Source organism: Rhizobium sp. CCGE 510, assembly GCF_000292525.1.
Classification (GTDB): domain Bacteria; phylum Pseudomonadota; class Alphaproteobacteria; order Rhizobiales; family Rhizobiaceae; genus Rhizobium.
Window position 1 is genome coordinate 37,852 of record NZ_AEYF01000045.1, and the last position, 25,628, is coordinate 63,479.

Consider the following 25,628-nt stretch of genomic DNA (forward strand, 5'->3'; position numbering starts at 1 on the left):
TACGGTCGGCTAAATGCGCCCCCTCCCAGGGCCGTCGCAAAGCGACGAGTGGCATTGTTTCCGATCGCCCTGCGACGGTATAGAAGAATTTTAATTAGTAAATAGTATTATCAATCCAGATCAAAACATTTCATTGCGTACGGAGTATGATGCAATTTTGTACTGGCAACTGGCAATAACCGCTGGCGTTGCAGCAATTGATGCAATTGCCAGCGCTTTCAGATAGATGCTAATATTAATTAGCCAGAACGACAAACGGTCGCCCTGACCATCATCTCAAGCAGAGACGATTTCCACGAATGCGACAACCTAAAACCCAAAAGAGCAACAAGCCTGCCGTGGACAAGTCCGCACGCGTGACGATGATGGACATCGCCGCGGCGGCTGGCTGTTCACAGGCGGCCGTCTCCTTCGTTCTCAACGACACGCCCGGCACCCGTATCTCACAGCAGACCCGCGACCGCGTATGGGAGGCGGCGCGCGCGCTCGGCTACACAGGGACGACTTACACGACGAAGACCTCTTATTCGGGACTGGACAACGTGATCGGTTTCGCCGTGGATCAACTCGCCACCAGCCCGGAAGCGATCGTTGCGATTGAAGGCGCGCGGCAAGCCTCCTGGAACGCCGGCAATGTCCTGTTGGTAGCCCAGACGCTCAGTGATCCCATCATGGAGCCGAAAGCCATCAAGGCGTTGACGAGCGGCGGCATATCGGCGCTCATCTATATGACGATCTATACCCGCCAGGTTGAGCTTCCTCCCTATGTCAGCAAGCTCAACATCCCGACGGTCCTCTTGAATTGTTATACGGCGGACCATGCTTTTCCGGCCGTCGTGCCGAGCGAGATCGCCGGAGGGCAGAGCTCTACCCGGCATCTGATCATGCACGGGCACCATCGCATCGCGACGATCACCGGTGAAATCTGGATGCAGGCCGCGCAAGACCGGCTGACCGGATATCGGCGCGCGCTGGCGACCGCCGATATCCCCTTCGATCCGGAATTGGTCATTGAAGGCGACTGGTCGGCCAGTGCCGGCTATGCCGCCACGATGAAACTGCTGGCGCTTCAAGAGCCGCCGACCGCGATCTTCTGCCAGAACGACCGCACGGCCATCGGGTGTTATGAAGCGCTCAAGGATGCAGGGCTTCGCATTCCCCAGGACATGTCGGTGGTGGGTTATGACGACGAAGAAATTTCACGACATCTCGTCCCCCCGCTGACGACTTCGGTCCTTCCACATCTTGCCATGGGGCAATGGGCGATCGAACATCTTAACCCGGAAACCATGCCGGGCAAACGCTATCCAATTGCCAAGCTCGAATGCTCGCTCGTCAAGCGTCATTCCGTCGCCGCGCCGCGGACTGAGGCGCGGCAGATGCTCGATGGCGTACATACCTCGCCATAGAATTCGTTGGGCGACGCGGTCGAAGACCGGCCGCGCGCGGCACTGTGCAGCCGATCACGCTTCGCCTGGGCAATGCCGCAGCCGTCCCATGAACACGGAACCATCTCCTGCCGCCGCTGTTTGGTAAGCATCTCCAAGCACTCTGTCCCACGGAGCGGGCCATGGCTATACTTTCCTCCAGTGACCGAGACGCGGCCGCCTACCCGATACAGTCGCTCTTTGTCCCGTTTCCCTTCGTCTGCTTCACGCTCGCATTCGCAACCGATATCGCCTTTTGGCAGAGCGGCAATTTGATGTGGCAGAACTTCTCCGCATGGCTGCTGTTTGCCGGACTGGTATTCGGCGCGCTCGCGATCCTGGCCGGATTGATGGATCTCATGCGTCCCCGCACCCGTCCGCTACGGCCTCCCGTCCTGTCGTTCCTCCTCTACCTGATCATACTGGCACTCGCCTTTGCCAACAGCCTTGTCCACGCCGGCGATGGCTGGACCGCTGTGGTTCCCTTTGGACTGGCCCTCTCGGCTGCCACCTTTCTGTTGTGCCTCATGGCGGCAACCGTTTCGGCCCGCAGGTATGCCAGACTGGCCTGGAGGATATGATGATGAAGTCCCAGATCCTCGGTGCTTCGGCTTTGTCGCTATCTATCGCCGGCGGCCTCGCCGCTTACGCGCAGAGCGGAAATTTTGACATGTCTCAACAGATCGGACCGAACCCGGTCCTCCCGGATCCGGCCTTCTCGCTGCTCCCGGACCTGAAAGTGGCGAAGGTCGTCGGCTGGAAGGATGGCGAGACACCGACCGCGCCGGATGGCTTGACGGTCACGGCCTATGCCCAGGACCTCGCCAATCCCCGGACAGTCCACACTTTGCCGAATGGCGATGTGCTGGTGATCCAGTCCCGCGGACCGTCTGGCGAACCGACCTCACGGCCGAAGGATTTCATCCGGGGCTGGATCATGTCGATCGCCCATGGCGATGTTGGTGAGAAGAAAGAGAGCAACATTGTCACACTGCTGCGCGACACGAACCGCGACGGCACGGTGGATGAGAAGCATGATCTCCTGAAGAAGCTGGATTCACCGTTTGGCGTGGCATGGATCGACAATACCCTCTATGTCGCCTCGACGGCCGCTATCCTCGCCTACCCCTATGAACTTGGGCAGAATGAAATCACCGCCCAACCGAAGGTCCTGACCCCGCTTCCAGGTGGTCCGATCGATCACCATTGGACAAAGGATCTGGCGCTCAGCCCGGATGGACAAATGCTCTATGTCTCGATCGGCTCTAACTCCAACATCGTCGAGAATGGCCTCGAAGCCGAAAAGGGTCGCGCGGCGATCTGGCAGGTCGATCGGCAGAGCGGTGCCGCGCGTGTCTTCGCCTCCGGTTTGCGCAATCCGAACGGCCTGACCTTCAATCCGGAGACGGGCGCTCTCTGGACCGTCGTCAACGAGCGCGACGAACTTGGTCCGAACCTCGTTCCCGACTACATGACCTCGGTCAAGCAAGACGGTTTCTACGGCTGGCCCTGGAGTTATTATGGCAAACATGTCGATCAGCGCGTGCATCCGTCCCGTCCTGACATGGTCGAAAGGGCGATCCCACCGGATTACGCCCTGTCGAGCCATGTCGCAGCACTCGGACTGACCTTCTCGATGAATTCGGCGCTTCCAACCGCCTACGCCAACGGCGCCTTCATCGGCGAGCACGGCAGTTGGAACAGGGACAGCTTCAACGGCTACAAGGTGGTGTACGTGCCATTCGAAAACGGCAAGCCATCCGGCAAGGCGCAGGATGTGGTCACGGGCTTTATCCAAGGCGACCTCGCCAAAGGACGGCCGGTCGGCGTCGGGATCGATGGCACGGGAGCCCTCCTCGTTGCCGATGACGCCGGCAATACCGTCTGGCGCGTTGCTTCGTCCGACGGCAAGATCTCGCCGCAGCCAATCGGCACCGACCAGGTCTCGGTAAACTCGCAAGCCTCGACTGATGCGAAAACGGGTCAGCTCTCCAATCCCGCCATAGGAATGGAACGGACGGGTTCGACTGCGCAATCGCCGGCGCCGCCGGCCTCGGCAGACGAAAGCCTGACCGACCAAGGCCCGCTTGCCGGAAAACCGGATACAGTCCAGCCCGCGCAAATGCAGATCGCCCCTGCCGCCGGCCCCTAGACCAACCTGCGCCTGGCTCGCATCGGCGGGGACGTTCGGCTCAGAGTATGATCGTATTCACCGTTGATGGGTTGCAGAGCGCGTCACCTGCCGGTCGAGCCCTTGACTGTAAACGCAATACCAACCGCACGATTCACCGCCGCCGCAAGGACGGACATGTGGGTCTCGCCGGCATAAAGCTCGAATTCGGCATGCAATCCGTCGGCAGTGCTTCTTAATCGCTCCGCCATCTCCCGCGCCAGGAGGACAGTCCGCTCCGCCTTCCTCTTCTCCAGACGAACGGCGGCATCCTCGTTCCGGTACTGAAAGGGCGCCAACTCGTCGCCTTCATATTCTCCGGCCGACAGATGCAGGAAGGGTGCATTACCCGGTGCGTCTGGACGCCGCGCCTCATTGTTGAGGATTTCATTGTTCTCCCAATAGATGGTTGGGCTGGCCGCAATCCAATTGGCAAACAGACCCGGACGCTCGAACAGGGCATAGAGGGTAAAGAGGCCGCCGAAGGAATGCCCGAAAAGCGATCGGCGCAGTGGATCCAGCGTCACCATCTCCGCAATCCGCGGTATCAACTCGTTCTCGATGAAATCCAGCAGTTTACCGGTCCCTCCGATGACAACAGGAGGACCGCCCTCCACGAAGGGCGGATAGGATTTGACCGGCGGAGGCCCGAGGTCCCAGGACCGGCGGAGCGCATCATAGGGCTCGTCAGTGGGGTAGCCGATCGCCGCGATCACCCCCCAACCGAGATTCGTACCCGTGGGATAGGGTGCCTGCGTGACCAGGCTGGCCACTGCGAAGGGAAAAGTGGCGTTGCCGTCGGTCATCACGAGGAGCGGCCATCCTGTCACCGGCGGTCTTTCCGCCGGAATGGACAGGAATATGCGATAAGGCTCGCCGCCTGCAGCCGGAGCCAAGTCAAAAAAGCAGGTTCCGGGCAATGAATAGACGGTGACAGGATCAGTCATGAGAATGTTTTCTGCTGTTTGCACAAGAGGATAGGAGAAGGAATACCTCTTAATCGACGATGACGTGCGGCACGAAACGCGATAGATTGGCGGTTATGCGCGAGCGGTCTTCGCGAACGGCAAGACCGCAGGCGCGATCACCGACAACCCAGCTGCCGAGCACGGCGAAGCCGCCATCGCTTTCGAAAAGCGGGGCGTAGGCCTGGATGACGAAGCCTTCGTCGCCGTAATCGCCGGGGGCGGACATCGATTCCCGGCCATCCCGGAATATGGTGACGTTCTCGCCCTCTCGCGACAGCAGCGGTTTGCGCACATAGTCGGTCAAGGTCGCGGCCGCCGGGTCGTCGGCGAAATAGCTGGGCAGCAGGTTGGGGTGATTGGGGTGACGCTGCCAGAGCAGAGGCAGAAGCCCCTTGTTGGAAAGCACGGCCTTCCAGGCGGGCTCGATGAAAACATCGCCGGAGCGCGCGAGTTCGCGGGCGAACGGCTCGCGCAGCATGAATTCCCATGGGTATAGCTTGAAGCAGCGGTCGATCACCCGATCCTGCAGGTCGGTATAGCGGCCCTCGGCATCGATGCCGATCTCGCGGATGTCCAGAAGCTCGACGCGATGGCCGGCCTGGACTGCGCAGTCCATCAGATAGACCGTCGTGCCCCGATCCTCCTCATTGTCGGTCATCACAGCGAAATGGAAGATCGGCCCTTTGGTAAATTGCTCGAACGCCTCGACCAGGCTTTCCTGCAAGGAATTATACTGATCGGCATCCTTGGGCAGGACGCCCAAAGCCATCTGGTCGGTCAGCCAGTTGTACTGGAAATAGGCTGTCTCGAACACCGAAGTCGGGGTATCGGCATTGTATTCGAGCAATTTGGCGGGGCCGGCGCCGTCATAGGCAAGATCGAACCGGCCATAGAGATGCCGGTCGCCGCGCTGCCAGGAGCGCTGCACCACATCGCGCAGATCCTCCGGAATGGCCAGCCTGTCGAGCGCCTCTTCGCTGTTGACAATATCACCGACCATATCCATGCACATGTCGTGCAATTCCTGGCTCGGCGCTTCGATCTGCGTCTCGATCTCATCGAGCGTGAAGCTATAGGCGGCATCGTCGAGCCAGTAGGGCTCGCCATACATCACGTGAAACCCGAAGCCGACGGCCCGCGCCTTGTCACGCCAGTCAGGACGGGCCGGAAGGGTGATACGCTTCATGTCAGCCGCCGAAACTGAATGACGAACGGCCGCCGAAGCCCTGACGGGCGACGGTGCGGGTGTTGACGTTGACCGGTTTGACGCTCTGGCGCGAGGGCGCAGTCACACTGTCTCCGCCCGCACCGCCTGAGCGAACCGTCGTTGTCAACGTCTGCCCCGCGCGATTGCGATAAATCGGCGTCGAACCGTAGTAGTAGCCATTCGCCTCCTGGCGCCGGCGATAATCGGAATAGTCGCTGATGTTGTTCAGCGCCGAAGACAGCATGTAGCCTGCCAGAAACGGCATGAAGACGCTGCCGCTACCGCCGCTATTGTTGGAGACTGAATTCGCCTGCTGTTCACTGCATTGGCCCGCGCCGTATTCTGCCTCGCAGGCGGCCATGCCGTTGAAACGCGGCGCGGCGGCGAGATGAGCCCGCATGGCATCCTGATAACCGGCCTGGCAGACCTGTCGATCCATGCCGGATGTCACGCATTGGTCGACGGAGGTGAACATGACCTCCGAAGGCGTCTGGTCGCCGCAACCGGATAGCGCCAGGGTCGAGGCGGCGATCGTGCCAAGGGCGAGGAAAGGTCGTTTGTGCCCGCTCTTACGTCTGCGCATCGTTCTCCTCCCCTCAATAGGTCATGCAGGCGGCGTTGAGAATACCGACAACCAGTGCGATGCCGCCGCCCCATATGCCCGCGGCGATATTGTCGGCAGTGATTTTCTCATGCAGGTCCGGCATGGTGAAATTGGCAATGTAGAACGCAAGGATCTGCGCCAGAATGCCGATCGCCGCCCATATCATGTAGTCGATGATGCTGACCGAATTGGCGGCGGCCGAAGCCAGTGGCAGGCTGAATCCGACAAGCGCGCCCAGGAATGCCGTGACGGCGGCGAGATTGCCGGCACGAATGAGCTGGACTTCCTTTTGCGGCGTCAGGAATGTGTAGATCACCGCGAAAACAGCGTAGGCGCCAAGACCGACGGCAAAATAACCAAGGAAGGCAGGCAGACCCGCCACATAATCGAGCATTGAAAAACTCCTCCGTCAAAAATCGATAGGGTGTCAGACGCGGCGGACATCGGCGGGAGCAAGTCCGTAACCGATCAGAAATTCCACCGAACTTCCCGCCTGGCTCTGTCCGAGGTCGAGGTCGCGCTCGACATTGATCAGAAGCATTTCGCGCGTCGAGCCAAGCGGGCGATAGTACAGCATGCAGGTCTGGTGAATGGAGCGCTGCGCTTCACCATCGTCGACCTTTTCGACAAACTCCACCAGTTGGGCGCGCTCCGGGCCTTCACCCCAGAAGCGGCTGTAGAGGATACCGTCGGCATCGTAGGATGGCAGGCCGATCAGGCCGCCCGGCCCGGTCCAGCGGTTCCATTCGCTCTGCCCGGCAGGCACGACGCTGTCCCAAGACTGATAAAAGCTGATGTCGTCGACGGCATCGCCCGGCTGGCCCGACGCCGACATCACCTGGATCATCCGGTGATCCTCATCGTAGTAGCGCGACAGAACCGTCGCGGCATCGAGCGAAATCTCGCCGTAGCCGGCAATGATGAAGGGGCCGCTGCGTGGCAGCGGCATGGCCGGCTCGCTCTCCAAAGCCTCGGCCTCCAGCGAGAGGAAATCGATCTCCAGCGCCCCGCCGATGGCGGCGCTCAAGGGGCCAAGTTCCTTGGGCAAGGGCTTTTCGTTCTTGTCTCTGCCGAACCAGCCGATCATGATACCTCTCCCATTCGAGCCCAAGCGATGGCAGCGGGATCTAGCCGCATTCCGCTGATGTAGTAAAGGGTCTCGCCGCCCCGCATCAGCACCTCGTCCCGGCAATTGAGGTCGGTTATGCCCTGGCTCAGCAAGCCCACCAGCGTCACGTTATGCTGACGCTTGAGGCTTAAAAACACGTCGCCATAGAGCAGCGGCTTTTGCAAAGGCGGAACCGGCAGGGAAAAGGCCGTATCGTTGGAAGCGGCCGACAGCAGCCGTGCGGTGATCTCCGAAGAGCCCGGATCGCGGGCTGCACGCGACAGCAACTCCTCGGCGAGCGAGCCCACCGCCTCGACGCGCGGCCGGAGTTGTTTGACCATCTGTGCCGTGCGATCGTCGGCGAAATAGGCGACAATATGGGCATTGGGCGCATGGTCTTCGGCAACTAGCACGGCGGCCAGCGTCTCGTCGTCATTTGCTCCGCGCGCGATGATTGCCCGGGCCTGCGCCACTCCGGCGCGGGCCAGAGCGTCGGCATCGGCGAGCCGTTCGGTCCTGATATAGTCGGCGAAATCGCTGGCGGGATTTTCCGCCAGGTCCTTGGCAACCAGAACGCTCATCGGTTCGTTGGCCTGCCGTTCAGCATGTAGCAGCCGCAGGGTCTGGTGTGTCTGCCCATCCTGCCAGCCCAAGACGATGATATGGCCGGTGCGTTCGCTATAGTCACCCAATCCACGCATACGGTTCCTCCAGATCGTGCCGATCGTTGTCAACAATTTGCCAAGAACAGCGGTGAAGATGGCAATGCCGCCGGGAAGAACGAACAGGACGGCAATGATCCGGCCAAATCCCGATTTTGGAGACAGATCTCCATAGCCGACAGTCGTTGCTGTCACCATATAATAATATAGAAAATCAATCGGATTGCCGACGAGATCACCTTCGCCGGCCAGCACAAAGAGCAGATAGGAGGCGGCCAGATGGATCACGAGAAGAATAAAAAGGGCGGACCAAGCCAATTCGCTGAGCGAGAGATATACACGCCGCATCAATGAAGCGATAAATGGCACGCGATTCGCCCCCGTTCCGGATGCGCAGCCTAGCGAAATTTATTTAGCGCGCCACCCCTTTAAGTGGCATATCGAATACCCAGATATTTTTCGAAATTCTAACCGATGGAGGATTTTTTGGAGACCTGGAACCTCACCACTTTAACGCGCCTGTTCGCCGCCGACCCGGAGGCACTCGGCGATGTGGATGTCGCCGTACCCGAACAGGGCGACGTCATATGCGTGACTCTCAAGGAAAAAGGCGATCTCGACGTCTTCGTCGCGGTGAGCGGGGAGCGCGATATCCTTGTCAGCGCCGTTCTGTTGCCGTGCAAGGATGTGCCCAAGCGCGAAGCCTTTGAACGCATGGTGCTCAAGACGCATAAGTTCGTGCCGCTCTCAAGCTTCGGCATCACCACGATCGATGGTGAGGAATGGTATGAATTGTTCGGTTCGCTGTCGGCGCACTCGTCGGCCGACACGGTGGTCGAAGAGGTCGCAATTCTGGCGGCCAATGCCGTCGACGCCGCACACATGATCGAAGAATGGAAAAGCGGGGAGATTGCAGCGTGAGCACCTGGGGAAAGATTTTCACCGCCATTCGCGGCGGCCTTAACGAGGCAGCGGAAGCCGCAGCCGACAACCAGTCGATGCGCATTCTCGACCAGGAAATCCGCGACGCCGAACAGTCGCTGCGCCGGGCGCGCTCCGATCTGGCCGGTATCATGGCGTCCAACAAGAGCGTTATGCGCCGACTGGACGAAAACCGCGCAAAGGAGAGCAAGGATACCGACAGCGCTCGCTCGGCGATCTCGGCCGGCCGCACGGATCTCGCCCAGGGTCTGGCGCAGCGCATTGCCACAAGCCGTGCCGAAGTGCAGCGCGACCAGGAAGAGCTCGATCGGCTGCTGCCCCGCCAGCAGCAAATGCTGCGGACTATCCAGGACACCGAAGCGCGCATTGCTCAGATGAAGCGCGAGGTGGAAAACGTCAAAGCCAACGAGTCGCTATTGCGCGCTCAGTCGGCGATCGCCCATAACCAGTCGGGCATCAATACCCGTCTCGGCAGCGCCGTCGAAAGTCTCGAACGCATCAAGAAACGCCAGGAAGTCACGGCCGGCCGCATCGAAGCCGGTGCTGAGCTCGCCGCACTGGAAAACGGCGGCGATCTCGATCGTCAGCTGCGCGAAGCCGGCATTGGCGGTTCCAGCCATTCGGCCGACGATATTCTGGCACAACTGATGCTGCCGAGACATTCGGCCGAACCCGTCTTGCTGCCCGCACCTGCCGGCAACAAAGACTGACGTTTTCGCGCGCGGCTGCCCGTCAGCAGATCTTTTCTTGAAGATGAAGCGACCGCGCGTGGAAACTCGCCTCAGATCGAGCATCAGTCCGATCCGCGGGGCCGATCAGTACGGGGCCTCTTTACTTCCGGGCGACGTGCATCAATTGAAGCTCGAGGTTTTGAGGAATTCTGCGAGCCGTTCGGTCTTCGGCCGCACGAACATTTCCTTCGGATCTCCCTCCTCGCAGATAACGCCCTGGTTCATGAAGATGACGCGCGATGAAACCTCGTAGGCGAAGCGCATCTCATGGGTGACGAGCAGCATGGTCATGCCGTCGGAGGCAAGCCCTTTGATGACCTGCAGCACTTCGCCCACCAACTCCGGGTCGAGTGCCGAGGTCACCTCGTCGAACAGCATCAGCCTCGGCGACATGGCGATGGCGCGGGCGATCGCGACGCGCTGCTGCTGGCCGCCGGAAAGCTGTCCGGGATAGTGGTTGGTGCGCGCGGCGAGGCCGACCCGATCGAGCCATTTTTCCGCAATGGCGCGGGCCTCCGGTTTCGTCATTTTCTTCACCTTGACGAGGCCGAGCATGACGTTTTCAGCCGCACTCATATGCGGGAAGAGATTGAACTGTTGAAAAGCCATGCCGGTCAGCGCGCGCTGGCGGGCAATTTCCTTCTCGCTCTTGCGGCGCCGCGTCGCGCCTTCGGCGCGGTAGCCGATCTCCTGGCCATCGAGGCTGATCGTGCCGCCCTGGAATTCTTCCAGCATGTTGACGCAGCGCAGCAAGGTGGTCTTTCCCGAGCCGGACGAGCCGATGATGGAAATGACCTCGCCTTCCTCTACGGCGCAATCGACGCCTTTGAGAACTTCGTGGATGCCGTAAGTCTTGCGCAGACCCTTGATGTCGAGAATGGTATTGGCCATCGGGAAGTCTCCTCAGGACGGCAGAGCGGTCTTGCGCTCGACATATTTGCCGAAGTGCTCGATGCCGTAGTTGATGATGAAGTAGAGACCACCAGCCAGGAAATAGAACTGGAGGCTCATGAAATTGCGGGAGATGATCTCCTGCGTGCGCAGGAGAAGCTCGGCGACGCCGATGACCGAGAGCAGCGTCGAAGCCTTCACCATCTCGGCCGCCGTATTCACCCAGGCCGGCAGGCACTGGCGCATGGCCTGCGGCCACAGCACCGAGGTGAAGGTCTGGGTAAAGGTCAGGCCGATCGCCTTGGCGGCTTCAGTCTGCCCCTTCGGGATCGCCTGAAGCGCACCGCGGACGATTTCGCCGACATGCGAGGAGCAGAAAACAGCAAGGGCGAGCACGCCGGCTGAAAACGGCCCGAGATCGAGGCCGACGGCGGCGGAGACATAATAGCTCGCCAGCACCAGCACCAGCACCGGCGTGCCACGGATGATATCGGTATAGGCGCGCACGGCCAGACGCAAAACAATTCCGCCATAGACGAGCGCCAAACCGACGAAAACGCCGAGTATGGAACCCGCGAGGATGGCCAGCAGGGAGATCGATACGGTCACACCGACGCCGTTGATGATGACGTATCGAGCGATCCAGAGTTGTTCGAGAAAGGTGTGGGACATCAGGTCTATCTCGGCAGGGCCAGGCGGCGCTCGACGAAGCGCATCACGGCGGCGATGAGGAAACAGGTCACGACGTAGAGCGCCGATGTGACCATCCAGGTTTCGATGACGCGAAAGCTCTCGACATTGATCTTGCGGGCAGCAAAGGTCAGCTCCGGCACCGCGATGGCGGCGGCGAGCGAGGTGTCCTTGAACAGCGAGATGATCGTCGAGGACAGCGATGGCAGCACGTTGCGCAGCATCAGCGGCGCGATGATCGAGCTGCGGATCTGCATTCCTGTCAGGCCGATGGCGAGGCCGGCTTCCGTCAATCCTCCCGGGATCGACAACAGCCCGGCGCGGAACACCTCGGCCAGATAGGCGCCGGAATAGAGGGATAGGACCAGGACGAAGCTTTTTATCTTGTCGAGGCGCAAGCCCATCTGCGGCAGCGCGAAGAAGACGAAAAGCACCAGCACGAGAATCGGCAGGTTGCGGATTACCGTGACATAGACCCGTGCAGGCACGACCGCGAAGCGGCTTTTGGACGTCAGCGCGAATGCCACGGCAAGGCCGATCGCAGCCCCGATCAGGATCGAGATCACCGCAAGGCCGAGGCTGAGCGCGAGCCCGCTCAAAAGAAAATCGAAATTGCGCCAGACGGCGCCGAAATTCAACGTGTAACCCATACGGGCCGCCCTTTCAGACTGAACATGAAGCCGAAAAATGTGAGCGGTTTTCTAGACATGCTCTCACTCATTAACTGACAACAGGATTCAGATTTCAGGCCGACCCGACCCGGCCTGAACTCATCCCGCGCAGCGGAGCGGGAGACCAGCCCCGCTCCGCCTAGCCGTTACTTGAATTCTACAGGAAAGCCGATCTGCGGTGGCGTCAGATCCTTGCCGAACCAGGTATTGAAGGACTTGGCGTAGAAGTCGAACTCAACGCCGGTCATGGCTTCGTGCAGGGCGGTGTTGACGAAGTTCAGCCAGTCCTGGTCGCCGCGCTTGACGGCGCAGGCATAGGTCTGCGGGTTCCAGCCGTAACCGGCGTCCTTATAGCGGCCCGGATTTTGGGTCATGTACCAGGCGAGCGACGACTGGTCCGTGGCGACGGCATCGGCCCGTCCCGACTCCAGGGCCTGATAGATCAGGTCGACGGAATCATACTGATCGACGGTCGCCTCCGGCAATGCCGCATGCACCATTGTCTCGGCATAAACGTTCTGCAGAACCGAGATGGTGACCGAAGAACCGGCCGCCTTGAGGGCGGCGTAGTCGGCATATTTGGCGTCCGCCTTGAGCATCAGGCCCACACCCTCGCGATAATAGGGAATGGTGAAGGCAACCTGTTGGGCGCGTTCGCCGGTAACGGTCATGAATTGGCAGGTGATGTCGACCTTGTCCGTGGTAATGTTCGGGATGCGGGCGTCGGACGACTGGTTCACATATTCGATCTTCTCAGGATCGCCGAAGAGAGCCTTGGCGATGATATGGCCCATGTCGACGTCGAAGCCCTGAAGCTTGTCGTCCGCACTTTTGAAGTGCCAGGGCGCGTTGGTGCTGCCCGTGCCGAGGACGAGGTGGCCGCGGGCCAGCACTTCATCGAGCTTGCTGCCGTCGGCCAGCACAGGCGTGGACAACATGGCAGCGGCGACCAGCGACATCACGCCGGTGCGAAAGGAAATGGTCATGGCGTTCCCCTTATGGATGGTTCCCATTGTTCCAGTATAATGGACGTCTGTCTGCTTTACTGGAATAGCCTATCAAGTGCCATGAAGAGTGAATTGTCAATGGGTGCTGCCGAAAAAACGCGCAGTGGAATGCATGGCGATTTTATTGGCAGTGCAGCATTTTCCAGTTGCCACCGAGGCTGATCGCCTGGGGCTTTGTGGCCGTTTCATTGAATGGATATCGAATCGAACAATACCGCGTCTCAGCGGTCGGCGATGTCTTCGTTGTCGGAAGCGAGGCAGACTTTGAAGCCGTCGGCATCGAGGATGCCCCCGCCTGCGTTGACGAGGCCCTGGCGCGCGGCGGTCTGCGTTCCCGGATCGACGATATTGATAGCCTGCTGATGCCGCCGAGCGCAGTCGATTTCTAGAGCATGATGCCGAAAAGTGTGAGCGGTTTTCTCACGACATCATGCTCTAACTGTTTAATTTAGAACAGGATTTAGATTTTAGGCCTACCGGGCCTAAAGTCATCGTGTTCGAATGCGCCGTCGCTATGATCGCCGTGACGTCGGCATTGATTTCGTGCGCCTGACTGGCGATCTTGGCTTCTCAGCAATCGCCGTGAAGGTTCCGCCACCCTGCACAGATCGTCCACGGAAGATCGTTTGTCATTTAGGCAGGCGAACGGTACTGGTTTTCGGCCTCCAGCCCGCGGACGGGTTCATTGCCGGAGGATTTGTCGTTTGCATCACGGGTTTCAGGATCGCGGCGTGACGGGACAAGCCCGAGCATTTGTTCGAGACGGACAGCATTGAGCGGAGCGCTTATTCCCTTGAAGTTCATGATCCATCTTTCGTCTGCGCATGGCTTGTGTGATGCCAGAGAAATTAAGCGCAATTCGAACCCGCCGAGAACAACCCGCGGCAGTTATCACCATCTTTTCCCAAGCGAAAAAGGGGAGAAGCCTCTGGAGCTGCCGCCAACCTGATTGGCTCTCCCCCCGGGTGGAATTGACCTATCGCGCCTTTGTTGCCTCTCGATTGGTGAAATGCGCGTTGCCCAGACCGGTACCGATCGTCAGTACCGCCCACCTCGACACGTCGTTCATGAAAGGAATCTGCGATAATCCCTGCACGACGGCGTCGTTGTGCATCATCACGAATGTGCTGTCGTCGCCGATCTCAGGTATGGCTTTCATCAGCGCGGCGGGAAGGTTGAAGCTGTCGCTCTCCCAGTTTCCGCCCGGCAGATTCTGCCCGCCGCGTTCGATGGAGCCATCGGCTTTAATAATCCCGGGGCAGGCGATCCCGATGATGGGCGCAGGTTTGAGATTGGCCTTCTCCGCCTTGCCGATCAGTTCGTGCAGCATCGCAGCCAACTTCTCGATGGTTGCGGTGCGACTTGGCTCATCATCGGCATGACGCCAGATGGCCGACTCCCATACGCTCGCATCCGCGAAGTTCGGCGCGTCGTCCTTTCCGAATTTAACGACGCCGGCGCGTACGTTCGTGCCGCCGATATCAACGGCCAGGATCGCCTCGTGGCCTTTGAACATCCAGCGCGGCATCAGATGCACCGAGCCGATCAGTCCAGCCTCATCAGGATGGTGAACGATCGGCACTACCTCAACGTCTATGCCGGCGGCCTTGAGGATAACCATGGTCCTGGCGATGGTCAGCTCGCCGAACCGGCTCTGCCGGAAGCCGCCGCCGACGACGATACGTTCCGTCTTGACCCAGCGCTTGTCCTTCAGGAATTTTCCAATCACGTCGGCGAAGTCCTGAGCGAAGTCTTCCACCGCTCCCATGACCAATGCCGCTGCCTCCATATCGTCGCCCTTGAGGAAGGCATCGATCTTTTTCTTGGAAAGCTTCGCCGTCGCGGTCTTGCCGATCGGGTCGTCTCCAACCTTGCGGATGCGTTTTCTCCAATCGTCGAGCTTCATTTGAAAAGTCTTCTTGTTGGCGTTGTCGCCAACGAAACCGTTCTTGTCCCGCAGCTCGTTATTGTAGTCGTCGATCGTCACCGATGGCAGGTTTAACGCGCCATGTGCTAGCGGGGCATTGACCTCGTCACGGGGGTCGGAACTGCTTTTGGCCATCAAAATACCTTCTACGGCGCGAGTGCTCGAACGGGCGGCGAGATACAACGCGGACCAGCCCCTCGATGTTCCGGAGTCTGAAAGCTCACCTTGCCCTCGTCGGTTGGCGACCTAGCTTCAATGACTGCAGCGTTTGGAGAATCCCGTGCAGGACGATAGCGCCACCCAGGAAATGCTTTCACTGGTCTTGGAAGAGCCGGATCGTTGGGCGATGTTTCTCGATATCGACGGGACGCTGCTCAATCTTGCGCCCACGCCGGACGCGATCGAAGTTCCGGAGTCGCTTCCCGGGCAACTTCACCGCCTGTCGAACAAGCTTAGCGGCGCCTTGGCATTGGTCACCGGACGGTCGCTTGCTTATGCAGACGCGCTGTTCAAACCGTTTGCGTTTCCGACGGCAGGCCTTCATGGCGCGGAAATCAGGAGCGCAGCGGGAATGCAGACAGTCGAGGCGACACCTGAGTTTCAGGCGCTGAAGCACGCGCTGACTGCGGAAGCCGAGCACTATCCGGGAGTCTTGATCGAGGATAAGGGCGCCGCCGTTGCCGCCCATTACCGGCTGGCGCCCGAATATGAAAAGGTACTCGAAGACCGCATGCACCACTATGCGGAACTGGCCGGGCCGAACTGGGCGTTGCAGCTCGGCAAGATGGTCTTCGAGCTGCGTCCCGCACGATCGAGCAAGGGCGATGCGCTGGAACGGTTTTTCCAGTCCGACCCTTTCAGGAACCGCTGCCCGATTGCCATCGGCGATGATCTGACCGACGAGTCGATGTTTGCGATCGCCAATGCCCGCGGCGGCGTTTCCATACGGGTCGGCGCGGTCGGCGCCCCGAGCTGTGCCACGAGCCGGCTGTCCTCCTCTGCACTGGTCAGAAACGTCATTGCGGCTTTGGCGGCCTGACACAATCCTCGGATGGTATGCATGTCGCTGCCGTCTTTCCGCCAGCTGCGGAGCGTTCATCATCAAAAAAGTATCAGTTTTGCCTGAGAATCGTGGTGGCGGGCGTGAGAAGTGCCCACTACACTCCGCATAACAATAAAGCCAAAAAGGGAATTTGGTGCGCGGGCTTACCACCCGTCCTCGGAGGAGGAACAATGGAACCTGACTTGGAAGTCATTCAGATCAGACCGGGCGAATCCTTCGCAACGAAGGCGCATGGCTATCCCTATCATACGGTTCGTTGGCACTTTCATCCGGAATACGAACTTCATCTCGTCGTCGCAACGACGGGGCGGTATTTCGTCGGCGACTTCATCGGCGAGTTCGAGCCGGGCAACCTTGTGCTTGCCGGGCCTAATCTTCCCCATAACTGGATCAGCGATGTGCCGAAAGGGTCGAGCATTCCGCTTCGATGCCAGCTCATCCAGTTCAGCGAGAATTTCATCAGCGACACGATGAGGGTGCTGGCCGAACTAGGGCCCTTCGATCCGGTTCTCGAAGCCTCCCGCCGCGGCGTGCTCTTCGGCGCCGATACCAGCCGGCAGGTTGCTCCCCTCATGAACGAGGTGCAGCAGGCTCACGGTGTACGTCGCATCGAACTCTTCATGATGATCGTCGGCCTGCTTAGCCGAGCGCAGGATTCCCAGCTTCTTGCCAGCCCGAACTATCTGCCCGATCCATCGGGCTATATGTCGGCCGGCCTCAACAAGGCACTCGCCTACATCAGGGAAAATCTGACCAAATCCTTCGACGAGGCCGATCTCGCCAGGATTGCCGGACAGTCCACAGGCGCCTTTTCGCGCGCTTTCCGCCGCCATACCGGCATGTCGCTGGTGCAATATGTGAAGCGACTGCGCATCAACCTCGCCTGTCAGATTCTGATGAGCGACGACCACGCATCGATCACCGATATCTGCTTCGAGGTCGGCTTCAACAATCTGTCCAATTTCAATCGGCAATTTCTCGCGGAAAAGGGCATGACGCCTTCCCGCTTCCGGCGGCTATTGGGCGACAATATCAACGTGGCGAAGGCGGCTTAATCAAGCCGGACGAGCACCGTTGTCGGGACTATGGCGGAAGTCCGCGTAAGAAGGCGATAGGGAGGACGAGGAGGAGGAGCCAAAACCAACATCGATTGAACGCGAGCGCGCAATCAGCGGTTCGCGAGAGGAGACGCTTGTCCTCAGAAAACTGCAAACCGCCGGGACAGGCGTGGCGGTTCGCTCAGCCGAACGGCCACAGCAGAACAATGCAACGACGAAGCTACACAATTTTTTCCAATGGGAGGATATGGAAATGATGAAATTCTCGACCAAGGTGGCAGGCGCGACCGCACTTGTCCTATCCCTGCTCGGCGGTACGTCCGCCTTTGCGCAAAACGCCGTTTCGGATGCGACGGTCGCATTCCTCATGCCCGACCAGGGCTCGACACGTTACGAAGAGCACGACCATCCGGGATTTGTCGCGGAAATGAAGAAGCTTTGCGCCTCGTGCAAGGTTCTCTATCAGAATGCCGACGCCGATATCGCCAAACAGCAGCAGCAGTTCAATTCGGCCATCACCCAGGGTGCCAAAGTCATCGTGCTCGACCCGGTGGATTCGGCAGCCGCCGCGTCTCTCGTCCAGCTCGCCCAGAGCCAGGGTGTCAAGGTCATTGCCTATGACCGCCCTATCCCGAAGGGCAAGGCCGATTTCTACGTCTCCTTCGATAACAAGGCGATCGGCAAGGCAATCGCGGAATCGCTCGTCCAGCATCTGAAGGCCAAGAAAGTGCCGACCGATGGCGGCGGCATCCTGCAGATCAACGGCTCGCCAACCGATGCGGCTGCCGGGCTGATCAAGGACGGTATTCACGATGGTCTTGCGAGTGGCGGATACAAGACGCTTGCCGAATTCGACACGCCGAATTGGCAGCCGGCGAATGCCCAGCAATGGGCAGCCGGTCAGATCACCCGCTTCAGCAAACAGATCGTCGGCGTGGTCGCCGCCAATGATGGCACCGGCGGCGGCGCCATTGCAGCCTTCAAGGCAGCCGGTGTCGATCCCGTGCCGCCGGTAACCGGCAATGATGCGACGATCGCGGCACTACAGCTGATCATATCGGGGGATCAGTACAACACGATCTCCAAGCCCAGCGAAATTGTCGCCGCTGCCGCCGCCGACGTCGCCGTCAAGCTCCTGGCCGGAGAAACGCCGAAGGCCGAAATGACGCTCTACGACACCCCGGCGCAGCTTTTCGTGCCCGCTGTCGTCACCGCCGAAAACCTCAAGGCCGAGATCATCGATAAGAAGATCAACACCGCCGAGGAGCTGTGCACCGGCCGCTACGCCGACGGCTGCAAGAAGCTCGGCATCACCAAGTAATCGAACCCAGGCAAGCGCGGCCGGTCGGCCGGTCGCGCTTGCCGTTTCGCTTCGGAAAGGCCAGGCGATGTCTGAAACCTCTCATACTCTTGCCCCTTCCCGCCAGCCCGTCCTCAGCCTGCGCGGAATATCGAAGAACTTCGGGGCGGTGTCGGCACTCACCGATATCGAACTCGATGTCCACGCCGGCGAGGTCGTGGCACTTGTCGGCGACAACGGCGCCGGCAAATCGACGCTGGTCAAGATCCTGGCCGGTGTACACCAACCAAGCTCGGGCACGATCCTGTTTGAGGGTGAGCCGGTGACCCTGCCGAGCCCAAGTGCTGCTCTCGGGCTCGGCATTGCAACTGTCTTCCAGGATTTGGCACTTTGCGAGAATCTCGATGTCGTCGCCAATATCTTTCTCGGCAAGGAGCTCAATCCTTTCCAGCTCGATGAGGTTGCCATGGAGATCCGTGCCTGGAAGCTTCTGAACGAGCTTTCGGCCCGAATCCCAAGCGTGCGCGAGCCCGTCGCCTCATTGTCCGGCGGACAGCGCCAGACCGTGGCGATCGCCCGATCGCTGCTGCTTGAGCCGAAACTGATCATGCTCGACGAACCCACCGCAGCGCTTGGCGTTGCCCAGACCGCCGAAGTGCTGGATCTGATCGAGCGCGTACGGGAACGCGGCCTCGCCGTCATCATGATTAGCCACAACATGGAGGACGTGCGCGCCGTTGCCGATCGCATCGTCGTCCTTCGGCTCGGCCGCAACAACGGCACTCTGCTGCCCGATGCTTCCAACGAAGAGCTGGTCAGCGCGATCACCGGCGCCTCCAACAATTCCGTCTCCCGCCGAGCGTCGCGCCGCCAGGCGCAAAGCCAGCAGAACGAGGAGGGCAGGCCATGATGAAGACCATCCAGAATGAACCGGCGTCACCTGTGCTCCTCGACCGGCGTGACGAAAGAGTGCGCCATGACGACAGTCTGGCCGGCTCGATCCGCGCCTTTTGGGACCGCGTCCGCGCCGGCGACCTCGGCTCGCTGCCGGTCATTGTCGGCCTGGCAATCATCTGGACGGTGTTCCAGGCGCTCAATCCGGTGTTTCTCTCCAGCGCCAATCTGGTCAACATGCTGTTCGACTGCTCGACGGTCGGCGTCATCTCGCTCGGTATCGTCTGCATCCTGATGGTGGGCGAGATCGATCTTTCCGTCGGCTCGGTCAGCGGCTTCGCCTCGGCCTTGGTCGGCGTCTTCTGGGTCAACCAAGGCTGGCCGGTGGTTCTGGCGGTCCTCGCCGCCATGGTCGTCGGCGCTCTGATCGGCTCTCTCTACGCCTTCCTGTTCAACCGGTTCGGCATGCCGAGTTTCGTCTCCACCCTATCCGGGCTGCTCGCGGTTCTCGGCCTGCAGCTCTATATCCTCGGAGCGACCGGTTCGATCAATCTCCCCTATGGTTCCTGGCTCGTGAGTTTCGGCCAGATCATGGTCATGCCGGACCCGATCGCCTATCTGCTGGTAGCCCTTGCCGGCATCGCCTTCTTCTTCTCCAGCTACCGCACTGCGGCGCGGCGGCGGGCGGCCGGCCTGTCGGCGAAATCGGCCCGCGGGCTGCTCCTGCGCGCCATCATTATCACCGCCGCCCTGGAAGCTGTCGCATTCTATCTCAACCAGTCGCGCGGCGTTCCATGGATGTTCGGCCTGTTCGTCGGGCTCGTCGCCGTCATGAATTATGCGCTGATGCGCACCAAATGGGGACGCTCCATGCATGCCGTCGGCGGCAACAGGGAGGCCGCCCGCCGCTCTGGCATCAACGTCTCGCGCATCTATGCAAGCGCCTTCGTCACCTGTGCTTTGCTTGCGGCAACCGGCGGCGTGCTCTCGGCTGCCCGGCTGGCGACGGCAAGTCAGCAGGCCGGCACCGGCGACGTCAATCTCAACGCCATCGCTGCGGCGGTCATCGGCGGCACGAGCCTGTTCGGCGGGCGCGGCAGCGCCTATTCGGCCCTTCTCGGCATCATCGTCATTCAGTCGATCGCCAGCGGGCTGACGCTTCTCGATCTGTCGTCATCGCTTCGATACATGATCACCGGCGCCGTTCTCGCCGTCGCCGTCATCGTCGACTCGCTGGCACGCCGATCGCGGATTTCGCACGGCCGGGCCTAAAACCAGTCAAGAAAGCAGAGGAAGAAAATGGGACAGGATCTGTCTGGAAAAGTCGCGGCCGTCACCGGAGCGGCATCGGGTATCGGCCTCGAATGCGCCAAGGCCCTGCTTGCCGCCGGCGCCCGGGTGGTGTTGGTCGATCGCAACGAAGAAGCCTTGAAGGAGATCTGCTCGAAACTCGGCGCCAACGCCATGCCGCTGGTCATCGATCTCACCGATCCGAAAAGCGTTGAAGCGATGATGCCGCAGATTCTGAAGAAGGCAGGTCAGTTGGATATCTTCCACGCCAATGCCGGCTCTTATATCGGCGGCGAGGTCCTGGGTGGCGACCCCGACGCCTGGGACCGGATGCTCAACCTGAACGTCAATGCCGCCTTCCGCTCGGTGCATGCCGTGCTGCCGCACATGGTCGAGCGCAAGACCGGAGATATCATCCTGACCAGTTCCGTCGCCGGCATGATCCCCGTCGTCTGGGAGCCAATCTACACGGCCTCGAAACATGCCGTTCAGGCATTCGTCCATACGCTGAGGCGACAGGTGGCCAAACATGGCTTGCGCGTCGGCGCCGTCGCTCCAGGCCCAGTCGTCACCGCGCTTCTCAGCGACTGGCCGCAGGAAAAGTTGGATGAAGCACTTGCCGCCGGCGGCCTGATGGAGCCGAAGGAGGTGGCAGAAGCGGTGCTTTTCATGCTGACGCGTCCGCGCAACATCACGATCCGCGATCTCGTCATCCTGCCGCAGAGCACGGATATCTGACGCGTTTGTACCGGCTCCGAAAATCACGGAAGGAAACGAGATGATCTTCGATAGGTTTCGCTTGGATGGACAGGTGGCGCTGGTCACCGGCGGCACCCGCGGCATTGGGCTTGCGATCGCCGAGGCGCTCGGCGAGGCGGGCGCCAAAGTCCTCATCACGGGAAGGACGCGCAATGCGGCAGCGGAAGACCGGCTCGCCAAGGCCGGTGTCGATTGCGATTTCGTCGCCGCCGACCTGATGAAGGACGATGCCGCCGACGCGCTCGTCAAAGAGACGCTCTTACGGGCGGGCAAGCTCGACATCCTCGTCAACAATGCCGGCATCGCCATTCATGGCGACAGCGGCGAATTCTCCGACGCGATTTGGCGCGAGATCATGACCGTCAATGTCGACGCCGTCTTCCGCGCTTGCCGCGCCGCGCTCGCCCCCATGCGGCGCCAGGGCGGCGGCGTCATCCTCAATATCGGCTCGATGTCGGGCATCGTCTCCAACATTCCGCAGAACCAGGTCGCCTACAACACCTCCAAGGCGGCGGTCCATATGATGACGAAGAGCCTTGCTAGCGAGGTTGCCGCCGAGAATATCCGGGTCAACGCCATTGCGCCGGGCTATATCGAGACCGATCTGTCGCGCGGCGGCATCGCCAATCCGGACTGGTTCCCGACCTGGCGCAGCATGACCCCGATGGGACGGGTCGGGCAACCGGAAGAGGTGGCGGGGGCCGCCTTGTTCCTTTGCTCGGCGGCGGCAAGCTATGTCACCGGCGAAGTGCTGGTGATCGATGGCGGCTATACGACACGATAATGGACTGACACTGGAGGGGAGCGAACTATATGCCCATGGGCGGCATATGCTTACGCCAAGCAATCGAGCATCCACTGGACACCAAAACGATCGGTGAGCTTGCCGTAATAGCTCCCCCATGGCTGGCCCGCGAGCGGTGTCGTTATCTTGCCGCCTTCGGCGAGCCGGGCGAAAAGCCCATCGGTCCTGTCGCGATCATCCAAGATCAGCATGTGGGCGGAGCCTCGCATCGGCTCCGCATCGTGATTGTCCGAGGCGAAGAACAGAACACCGGGCCCTTCGAAACGAGCATGCATCACCTTGCCCCGCATTGTTTCGCTGGCAATGGTCATTCCGTCCGCGCCGTGGCGCTTCAATTGCGTGACCCGGCCAAGCCCGCATTCGGCATAAAAGGCCAGCGCGTCCTCGCAGCCGGTGGAAAAGAACAGATAGTTGGCAAGCTGCATGATCTCGCTCCGTCGCGCCGCCGGACGGCGGCGCATTGCTGGATCTGGTTTGAAATTTCCGCGCATATGCCGCAACCCTTACAACACGGCGGCCGTACCCTGGATGGCGCCGACGAAATCGGCGTTGCTGTAGCTGCGGCCGGCTATTCCCCACGCCCCCTCGGGTGCATAGACGATGTTCGACCATATATGGTCACGCTTGAGCCGGCCTTCGGCGGCCTGTTCGACGACATCGGCGGCTTTTTCGATGAAGGCCTGTTTCGCTTCGGCGCTCATCAGCGCGACCTCCGGCAATTTGAGTTCGACAAACGCCGCAGCGATCGGCTTTCCCGCCGCAAGCACATGCTCGCGCGGCAGCACGTTGATCGTGCCGATGACATTGGCAGTCATGAAGGCATTACCGGTCAAACCTGCGACATCGAGCAATGCGTCCGTCAATCCGGCAAAGGCTTGCGCCTGGGCCTCCGGCGAGAGCAGGCCTTCCGGAACGGTGTAATAGGCATCGGATATCTCCCTCTTTGAATCGTGACCGCCTGTGATATACCGATCACTCTTTATAGATACACAGCGATCGCTCTCTTAGCAAGCAATAAAGAGCGATCACTCTTATTGAGGTATTCATGCGTTATAGCGCCGAACACAAATCAGAAACCCGCGCGCGCGTCCTCGCAGCCGCAGGACAGGTCTTTCGCCAAGAGGGCTATGGTGGTGCCGGTATCGATGCGCTGACGAAGGCGGCCGGCGTGACAAACGGCGCTTTTTACGGACATTTCAAATCGAAGGCCGAAGCCTTTCGCACAGCCGTGCTGGAAGGCCTAGAAGAGCTGCGGCAGGGAATCGCCGCATTGAAGACCAATCAACCGAAAGACTGGCTGACGACCTTTATCGGCTACTATCTCGGTTATAAAAGAACCTGCGATCTGGGCGAGAGCTGTGCTTTGCCGAGCCTTTCACCCGACGTGATGCGTGCGGACAATGAAACGCGAAGCGCCTATACCGCAGAGATCAAACGCCTCGTCGAAGAAGTCGCCGCCGGCCTGCCGGAGATAGAGGGCCGATCCGAAATCGTGCGGGAAGACCAGGCGATCTTGCTCCTCGCCATGCTGAGTGGCGGTGTTACCCTGGCGCGCGCCGTTTCCGACCCGGCACTCTCCGAACGCATTGCAGATGTCATCGCGCAGGCTGCGTTGGCAGCGATAGAGCCTCGAAACTGATCCGCATGCGGTGATGGCATTTGGGTTCAGCACGGCGCAGCCGTGTTCCCAACCCTGCGAGACTACAAGGGCATGGTGATTTCGAACTCGGCACCTGCGCCGGTCGTCGGCAGCAGGCGGATCGTACCGCCATGCGAGCTCAGCATGGCGCGAACGATGCCGAGACCCATGCCGGTGCCGCCCTGTTCGCGGCGGGTTGAAAAGAACGGCTGAAAGACATGCTGGCGATTTGCCTCGGAAATGCCGCCCCCGTCGTCTCGGATAAGAATAACGGTTGTCCGGGCATCGGTTGACGCGCTGAGTTCCAATCGCGTGGCGCCATGCTGAAGGGCATTCTCGGCGAGATTGGCAAAGGCGATACCGGCTGCTTCCTGGGGAAGAGCAATCGATATGTCCGTATCGCCTTTGCCGGAGATATCGAGGTTTGGAAATTGCCGGCGCAGCGAGGATAGGATGTCCATGATGCTGCTTTTGCCCTCGGCCAATGGGGTTTCTGCTCGAGCAAGTTCCCTCAGCCGCTGCAACAGCACATCGAGCCGGGCTGCATCGGCGACGATATTATCGAGAAAGTGCAAACGTTGCGCCTTCGTCATCGCCTTTTCGGCATCGTCGTCACGCAAAAGCTCCGCCGCACCGCGGATGGCCGTCAGCGGCGATTTCAGTTCGTGGGAGACATGGGCGGCAAAGGAGCGGACATATTCGGTGCGATCGACCAATCTTCCGGCGAGATCGAGGAAGCTTTGCGACAGAACGGCGATCTCGCGCGTTCCATAGCTTTCCAGCGGCCGGATTGCCCGCTTACCGCCGCGGGCAATCTCTTCCGTGCGGGCGATCAAGGCGTCGATCGGGCCGGTGATGGTGCGTGTCAGCACATAGGCGACGCCGAGCGTTAGGATGAAGACGACGGCAAGCGCCCCGATTTCCGCCGGCGCCATCCGGTTCGAACTCACCTCCACGGCGCGAAACCAGATGACGATCAGGATCGGCAGCGCCATGACGGCGAGAAGCACGACATAGACGATCAGCGCCAGCGTCGGGCGCCATTTCGTCCTGACTTTCGGCACCGGCATCAGGCCTTCCTCCCGATTTCACCGCCGAGTTTGAAGCCGATGCCGTGAACCGTCGCGATGATCCCCTGGCCGCCGGCCGCCAGGAACTTGGCCCTGATGTTGCGGATATGGCTATCGATCGTCCGGTCGGCGACATAGGTTCCAGCACCATAGGCCGCCTCCATCAGTCGTTCGCGGCTGAAGACCATGTCGGGGCGTGACAACAATGCCTCCAGGATGGCGAATTCGAGCACTGTCATCGCGACGGCCCTATCGCCGAACATGACCGTCCTGCCGTGGCGATCGAGGCTGAGCTCGCCGGCGACAAAGATGGCATGACGCCTTTCGGGCCCGGCTTCATTGCCGCCGCTGCGCTTCAAGATCGCCCTGACCCTGGCGACGAGTTCGCGCGGGCTGAACGGTTTGGTGACATAATCGTCGCCGCCGATTTCCAACCCCAGCACCCTGTCGATCTCCTCGTCGCGTGCGGAAAGGAACAGGATCGGCAATCCCGATGTCTTGCGGATCTGGCGGCAGACCTCGAGACCATCCATATCGGGCATGCCGATATCGAGAATGATGAGATCGATGTTGGCGCGCCGGAATGCCGTCATCGCCTCGGTTCCGTTGCGGACCGCAGTCGATGTCAAGCCGGCACGCTCGAGGGCGAAGCAGATCACATCGCGGATGTGAGGTTCGTCATCGACGACGAGAATTCGGGGCGCCATCACCAGTCCTGCATTGTTTGTCGTGCCTGTTGTTATCG

General features: G+C 60.3%; 30 protein-coding genes. 14 read left to right on the forward strand and 16 right to left on the reverse strand.

The window, feature by feature from the left end; genetic code table 11:
* Positions 1 to 299: 299 nt before the first annotated feature.
* The 3 genes from RCCGE510_RS24215 (at position 300) to RCCGE510_RS24225 (ending at position 3,579) form a co-directional block, all read left to right on the forward strand.
* Entirely contained in the window at positions 300 to 1,409 is a 1,110-nt protein-coding gene (locus RCCGE510_RS24215) for a substrate-binding domain-containing protein (protein WP_007634296.1), read from the forward strand.
* A gap of 161 nt (positions 1,410 to 1,570) precedes the next feature.
* On the forward strand, positions 1,571 to 2,008 hold the full coding sequence (locus tag RCCGE510_RS24220) for a DUF2231 domain-containing protein (RefSeq protein ID WP_007634297.1): 438 nt from the start codon (positions 1,571 to 1,573) through the stop codon (positions 2,006 to 2,008).
* Complete coding sequence (locus RCCGE510_RS24225) at positions 2,008 to 3,579, forward strand: sorbosone dehydrogenase family protein (protein WP_007634298.1); 1,572 nt, start codon at positions 2,008 to 2,010, stop codon at positions 3,577 to 3,579. Before RCCGE510_RS24220 ends, RCCGE510_RS24225 begins: the two co-directional genes overlap by 1 nt.
* Before the next feature lie 83 nt (positions 3,580 to 3,662).
* Here RCCGE510_RS24225 and RCCGE510_RS24230 read toward each other — a convergent pair whose 3' ends face one another.
* Genes RCCGE510_RS24230 through RCCGE510_RS24255 form a run of 6 tightly spaced genes read right to left on the reverse strand, consistent with a single transcriptional unit; the run spans position 3,663 to position 8,515 of the window.
* Positions 3,663 to 4,544 (reverse strand): alpha/beta hydrolase-fold protein, encoded by an 882-nt coding sequence (locus RCCGE510_RS24230; RefSeq protein ID WP_007634300.1) that lies wholly within the window; start codon positions 4,542 to 4,544, stop codon positions 3,663 to 3,665.
* Between the two features lie 49 nt (positions 4,545 to 4,593).
* Entirely contained in the window at positions 4,594 to 5,751 is a 1,158-nt protein-coding gene (locus RCCGE510_RS24235; RefSeq protein ID WP_007634301.1) for a glutathionylspermidine synthase family protein, read from the reverse strand.
* 1 nt (position 5,752) lies between these two features.
* Complete coding sequence (locus tag RCCGE510_RS24240; RefSeq protein ID WP_007634302.1) at positions 5,753 to 6,355, reverse strand: DUF1190 domain-containing protein; 603 nt, start codon at positions 6,353 to 6,355, stop codon at positions 5,753 to 5,755.
* A 13-nt stretch (positions 6,356 to 6,368) separates the two neighbouring features.
* Positions 6,369 to 6,770, reverse strand: a complete 402-nt coding sequence (locus RCCGE510_RS24245) for a DUF350 domain-containing protein (protein WP_007634303.1) — start codon at positions 6,768 to 6,770, stop codon at positions 6,369 to 6,371.
* A 33-nt stretch (positions 6,771 to 6,803) separates the two neighbouring features.
* The gene (locus RCCGE510_RS24250; RefSeq protein ID WP_007634304.1) at positions 6,804 to 7,463 is read right to left on the reverse strand and encodes a YjfK family protein; all 660 of its coding nucleotides are present in this window, start codon (positions 7,461 to 7,463) and stop codon (positions 6,804 to 6,806) included.
* Positions 7,460 to 8,515 (reverse strand): potassium channel family protein, encoded by a 1,056-nt coding sequence (locus RCCGE510_RS24255; RefSeq protein WP_007634305.1) that lies wholly within the window; start codon positions 8,513 to 8,515, stop codon positions 7,460 to 7,462. Before RCCGE510_RS24255 ends, RCCGE510_RS24250 begins: the two co-directional genes overlap by 4 nt.
* A 105-nt stretch (positions 8,516 to 8,620) precedes the next feature.
* Here RCCGE510_RS24255 and RCCGE510_RS24260 point away from each other — a divergent pair, with 105 nt between their 5' ends.
* Both RCCGE510_RS24260 and RCCGE510_RS24265 read left to right on the forward strand, forming a co-directional pair.
* A complete protein-coding gene (locus RCCGE510_RS24260) occupies positions 8,621 to 9,067 on the forward strand; it encodes a YjfI family protein (RefSeq protein WP_007634306.1) in 447 nt (148 codons plus the stop codon).
* Positions 9,064 to 9,798, forward strand: a complete 735-nt coding sequence (locus RCCGE510_RS24265) for a PspA/IM30 family protein (protein WP_007634307.1) — start codon at positions 9,064 to 9,066, stop codon at positions 9,796 to 9,798. The genes RCCGE510_RS24260 and RCCGE510_RS24265 overlap by 4 nt, the downstream gene beginning before the upstream one ends.
* Positions 9,799 to 9,939: 141 nt before the next feature.
* Here RCCGE510_RS24265 and RCCGE510_RS24270 read toward each other — a convergent pair whose 3' ends face one another.
* From RCCGE510_RS24270 to RCCGE510_RS24285, 4 genes are all read right to left on the reverse strand, one after another.
* The gene (locus tag RCCGE510_RS24270; RefSeq protein ID WP_007634308.1) at positions 9,940 to 10,710 is read right to left on the reverse strand and encodes an amino acid ABC transporter ATP-binding protein; all 771 of its coding nucleotides are present in this window, start codon (positions 10,708 to 10,710) and stop codon (positions 9,940 to 9,942) included.
* Positions 10,711 to 10,722: 12 nt separating this feature from the next.
* The gene (locus RCCGE510_RS24275) at positions 10,723 to 11,382 is read right to left on the reverse strand and encodes an amino acid ABC transporter permease (protein WP_007634309.1); all 660 of its coding nucleotides are present in this window, start codon (positions 11,380 to 11,382) and stop codon (positions 10,723 to 10,725) included.
* Positions 11,383 to 11,387: 5 nt separating this feature from the next.
* The gene (locus RCCGE510_RS24280; RefSeq protein ID WP_007634310.1) at positions 11,388 to 12,050 is read right to left on the reverse strand and encodes an amino acid ABC transporter permease; all 663 of its coding nucleotides are present in this window, start codon (positions 12,048 to 12,050) and stop codon (positions 11,388 to 11,390) included.
* A 167-nt stretch (positions 12,051 to 12,217) separates the two neighbouring features.
* Positions 12,218 to 13,057, reverse strand: a complete 840-nt coding sequence (locus RCCGE510_RS24285; RefSeq protein WP_007634312.1) for a transporter substrate-binding domain-containing protein — start codon at positions 13,055 to 13,057, stop codon at positions 12,218 to 12,220.
* 209 nt (positions 13,058 to 13,266) lie between these two features.
* Here RCCGE510_RS24285 and RCCGE510_RS24290 point away from each other — a divergent pair, with 209 nt between their 5' ends.
* Entirely contained in the window at positions 13,267 to 13,467 is a 201-nt protein-coding gene (locus RCCGE510_RS24290; RefSeq protein ID WP_157179934.1) for a hypothetical protein, read from the forward strand.
* Positions 13,468 to 13,711: 244 nt separating this feature from the next.
* Here RCCGE510_RS24290 and RCCGE510_RS35260 read toward each other — a convergent pair whose 3' ends face one another.
* Together RCCGE510_RS35260 and RCCGE510_RS24295 are read right to left on the reverse strand one after the other, a co-directional pair.
* Positions 13,712 to 13,882 carry a hypothetical protein gene (locus RCCGE510_RS35260; RefSeq protein ID WP_007634314.1) on the reverse strand — a complete coding sequence of 57 codons (171 nt, stop codon included), beginning with the start codon at positions 13,880 to 13,882 and terminating at the stop codon, positions 13,712 to 13,714.
* 172 nt (positions 13,883 to 14,054) lie between these two features.
* The gene (locus tag RCCGE510_RS24295; RefSeq protein WP_007634316.1) at positions 14,055 to 15,140 is read right to left on the reverse strand and encodes an ROK family protein; all 1,086 of its coding nucleotides are present in this window, start codon (positions 15,138 to 15,140) and stop codon (positions 14,055 to 14,057) included.
* Between the two features lie 124 nt (positions 15,141 to 15,264).
* On the opposite strand from RCCGE510_RS24295, the gene otsB reads away from it, so the two are divergent.
* From otsB to RCCGE510_RS24330, 7 genes are all read left to right on the forward strand, one after another.
* Positions 15,265 to 16,044, forward strand: coding sequence for a trehalose-phosphatase (gene otsB, locus RCCGE510_RS24300; protein WP_192815356.1), 780 nt, complete (start codon positions 15,265 to 15,267; stop codon positions 16,042 to 16,044).
* A 194-nt stretch (positions 16,045 to 16,238) separates the two neighbouring features.
* Complete coding sequence (locus RCCGE510_RS24305) at positions 16,239 to 17,123, forward strand: AraC family transcriptional regulator (protein WP_007634318.1); 885 nt, start codon at positions 16,239 to 16,241, stop codon at positions 17,121 to 17,123.
* A gap of 250 nt (positions 17,124 to 17,373) precedes the next feature.
* On the forward strand, positions 17,374 to 18,447 hold the full coding sequence (locus RCCGE510_RS24310) for a sugar ABC transporter substrate-binding protein (RefSeq protein WP_007634320.1): 1,074 nt from the start codon (positions 17,374 to 17,376) through the stop codon (positions 18,445 to 18,447).
* 67 nt (positions 18,448 to 18,514) lie between these two features.
* Positions 18,515 to 19,336: an ATP-binding cassette domain-containing protein gene (locus tag RCCGE510_RS24315; protein WP_007634323.1), complete on the forward strand. Its 822-nt coding sequence runs from the start codon at positions 18,515 to 18,517 to the stop codon at positions 19,334 to 19,336.
* Positions 19,333 to 20,592 (forward strand): ABC transporter permease, encoded by a 1,260-nt coding sequence (locus RCCGE510_RS24320; protein ID WP_007634325.1) that lies wholly within the window; start codon positions 19,333 to 19,335, stop codon positions 20,590 to 20,592. The genes RCCGE510_RS24315 and RCCGE510_RS24320 overlap by 4 nt, the downstream gene beginning before the upstream one ends.
* A 27-nt stretch (positions 20,593 to 20,619) precedes the next feature.
* A complete protein-coding gene (locus RCCGE510_RS24325) occupies positions 20,620 to 21,348 on the forward strand; it encodes an SDR family oxidoreductase (protein WP_007634333.1) in 729 nt (242 codons plus the stop codon).
* A gap of 40 nt (positions 21,349 to 21,388) precedes the next feature.
* Positions 21,389 to 22,153, forward strand: a complete 765-nt coding sequence (locus RCCGE510_RS24330) for an SDR family NAD(P)-dependent oxidoreductase (protein WP_007634335.1) — start codon at positions 21,389 to 21,391, stop codon at positions 22,151 to 22,153.
* A 50-nt stretch (positions 22,154 to 22,203) separates the two neighbouring features.
* On the opposite strand, the gene RCCGE510_RS24335 is transcribed toward RCCGE510_RS24330, so the two are convergent.
* Both RCCGE510_RS24335 and RCCGE510_RS24340 read right to left on the reverse strand, forming a co-directional pair.
* The gene (locus RCCGE510_RS24335; RefSeq protein ID WP_037079892.1) at positions 22,204 to 22,599 is read right to left on the reverse strand and encodes a glyoxalase/bleomycin resistance/extradiol dioxygenase family protein; all 396 of its coding nucleotides are present in this window, start codon (positions 22,597 to 22,599) and stop codon (positions 22,204 to 22,206) included.
* Between the two features lie 78 nt (positions 22,600 to 22,677).
* A complete protein-coding gene (locus RCCGE510_RS24340) occupies positions 22,678 to 23,109 on the reverse strand; it encodes a hypothetical protein (RefSeq protein WP_037079625.1) in 432 nt (143 codons plus the stop codon).
* A 110-nt stretch (positions 23,110 to 23,219) separates the two neighbouring features.
* Between RCCGE510_RS24340 and RCCGE510_RS24345 the strand changes: the two genes are divergently transcribed.
* Positions 23,220 to 23,813: a TetR/AcrR family transcriptional regulator gene (locus tag RCCGE510_RS24345; protein ID WP_007634340.1), complete on the forward strand. Its 594-nt coding sequence runs from the start codon at positions 23,220 to 23,222 to the stop codon at positions 23,811 to 23,813.
* A gap of 62 nt (positions 23,814 to 23,875) precedes the next feature.
* Here the strand turns inward: RCCGE510_RS24345 and RCCGE510_RS24350 are convergent, their stop codons facing one another.
* Both RCCGE510_RS24350 and RCCGE510_RS24355 read right to left on the reverse strand, forming a co-directional pair.
* Positions 23,876 to 24,883 (reverse strand): HAMP domain-containing sensor histidine kinase, encoded by a 1,008-nt coding sequence (locus RCCGE510_RS24350; RefSeq protein ID WP_007634342.1) that lies wholly within the window; start codon positions 24,881 to 24,883, stop codon positions 23,876 to 23,878.
* On the reverse strand, positions 24,883 to 25,590 hold the full coding sequence (locus RCCGE510_RS24355; RefSeq protein ID WP_007634344.1) for a response regulator: 708 nt from the start codon (positions 25,588 to 25,590) through the stop codon (positions 24,883 to 24,885). The genes RCCGE510_RS24350 and RCCGE510_RS24355 overlap by 1 nt, the downstream gene beginning before the upstream one ends.
* Between the last annotated feature and the right edge of the window lie 38 nt (positions 25,591 to 25,628).

Coding starts and splice junctions, on each gene's coding strand:
- RCCGE510_RS24215 (WP_007634296.1), top strand. CDS start 300: ATGCGACAACCTAAAACCCAAAAGAGCAACAAGCCTGCCGTGGACAAG.
- RCCGE510_RS24220 (WP_007634297.1), top strand. CDS start 1,571: ATGGCTATACTTTCCTCCAGTGACCGAGACGCGGCCGCCTACCCGATA.
- RCCGE510_RS24225 (WP_007634298.1), top strand. CDS start 2,008: ATGATGAAGTCCCAGATCCTCGGTGCTTCGGCTTTGTCGCTATCTATC.
- RCCGE510_RS24230 (WP_007634300.1), bottom strand. CDS start 4,544: ATGACTGATCCTGTCACCGTCTATTCATTGCCCGGAACCTGCTTTTTT.
- RCCGE510_RS24235 (WP_007634301.1), bottom strand. CDS start 5,751: ATGAAGCGTATCACCCTTCCGGCCCGTCCTGACTGGCGTGACAAGGCG.
- RCCGE510_RS24240 (WP_007634302.1), bottom strand. CDS start 6,355: ATGCGCAGACGTAAGAGCGGGCACAAACGACCTTTCCTCGCCCTTGGC.
- RCCGE510_RS24245 (WP_007634303.1), bottom strand. CDS start 6,770: ATGCTCGATTATGTGGCGGGTCTGCCTGCCTTCCTTGGTTATTTTGCC.
- RCCGE510_RS24250 (WP_007634304.1), bottom strand. CDS start 7,463: ATGATCGGCTGGTTCGGCAGAGACAAGAACGAAAAGCCCTTGCCCAAG.
- RCCGE510_RS24260 (WP_007634306.1), top strand. CDS start 8,621: ATGGAGGATTTTTTGGAGACCTGGAACCTCACCACTTTAACGCGCCTG.
- RCCGE510_RS24270 (WP_007634308.1), bottom strand. CDS start 10,710: ATGGCCAATACCATTCTCGACATCAAGGGTCTGCGCAAGACTTACGGC.
- RCCGE510_RS24275 (WP_007634309.1), bottom strand. CDS start 11,382: ATGTCCCACACCTTTCTCGAACAACTCTGGATCGCTCGATACGTCATC.
- RCCGE510_RS24280 (WP_007634310.1), bottom strand. CDS start 12,050: ATGGGTTACACGTTGAATTTCGGCGCCGTCTGGCGCAATTTCGATTTT.
- RCCGE510_RS24285 (WP_007634312.1), bottom strand. CDS start 13,057: ATGACCATTTCCTTTCGCACCGGCGTGATGTCGCTGGTCGCCGCTGCC.
- RCCGE510_RS35260 (WP_007634314.1), bottom strand. CDS start 13,882: ATGAACTTCAAGGGAATAAGCGCTCCGCTCAATGCTGTCCGTCTCGAA.
- RCCGE510_RS24295 (WP_007634316.1), bottom strand. CDS start 15,140: ATGGCCAAAAGCAGTTCCGACCCCCGTGACGAGGTCAATGCCCCGCTA.
- RCCGE510_RS24305 (WP_007634318.1), top strand. CDS start 16,239: ATGGAACCTGACTTGGAAGTCATTCAGATCAGACCGGGCGAATCCTTC.
- RCCGE510_RS24310 (WP_007634320.1), top strand. CDS start 17,374: ATGGAAATGATGAAATTCTCGACCAAGGTGGCAGGCGCGACCGCACTT.
- RCCGE510_RS24315 (WP_007634323.1), top strand. CDS start 18,515: ATGTCTGAAACCTCTCATACTCTTGCCCCTTCCCGCCAGCCCGTCCTC.
- RCCGE510_RS24320 (WP_007634325.1), top strand. CDS start 19,333: ATGATGAAGACCATCCAGAATGAACCGGCGTCACCTGTGCTCCTCGAC.
- RCCGE510_RS24325 (WP_007634333.1), top strand. CDS start 20,620: ATGGGACAGGATCTGTCTGGAAAAGTCGCGGCCGTCACCGGAGCGGCA.
- RCCGE510_RS24330 (WP_007634335.1), top strand. CDS start 21,389: ATGATCTTCGATAGGTTTCGCTTGGATGGACAGGTGGCGCTGGTCACC.
- RCCGE510_RS24335 (WP_037079892.1), bottom strand. CDS start 22,599: ATGCAGCTTGCCAACTATCTGTTCTTTTCCACCGGCTGCGAGGACGCG.
- RCCGE510_RS24345 (WP_007634340.1), top strand. CDS start 23,220: ATGCGTTATAGCGCCGAACACAAATCAGAAACCCGCGCGCGCGTCCTC.
- RCCGE510_RS24350 (WP_007634342.1), bottom strand. CDS start 24,883: ATGCCGGTGCCGAAAGTCAGGACGAAATGGCGCCCGACGCTGGCGCTG.
- RCCGE510_RS24355 (WP_007634344.1), bottom strand. CDS start 25,590: ATGGCGCCCCGAATTCTCGTCGTCGATGACGAACCTCACATCCGCGAT.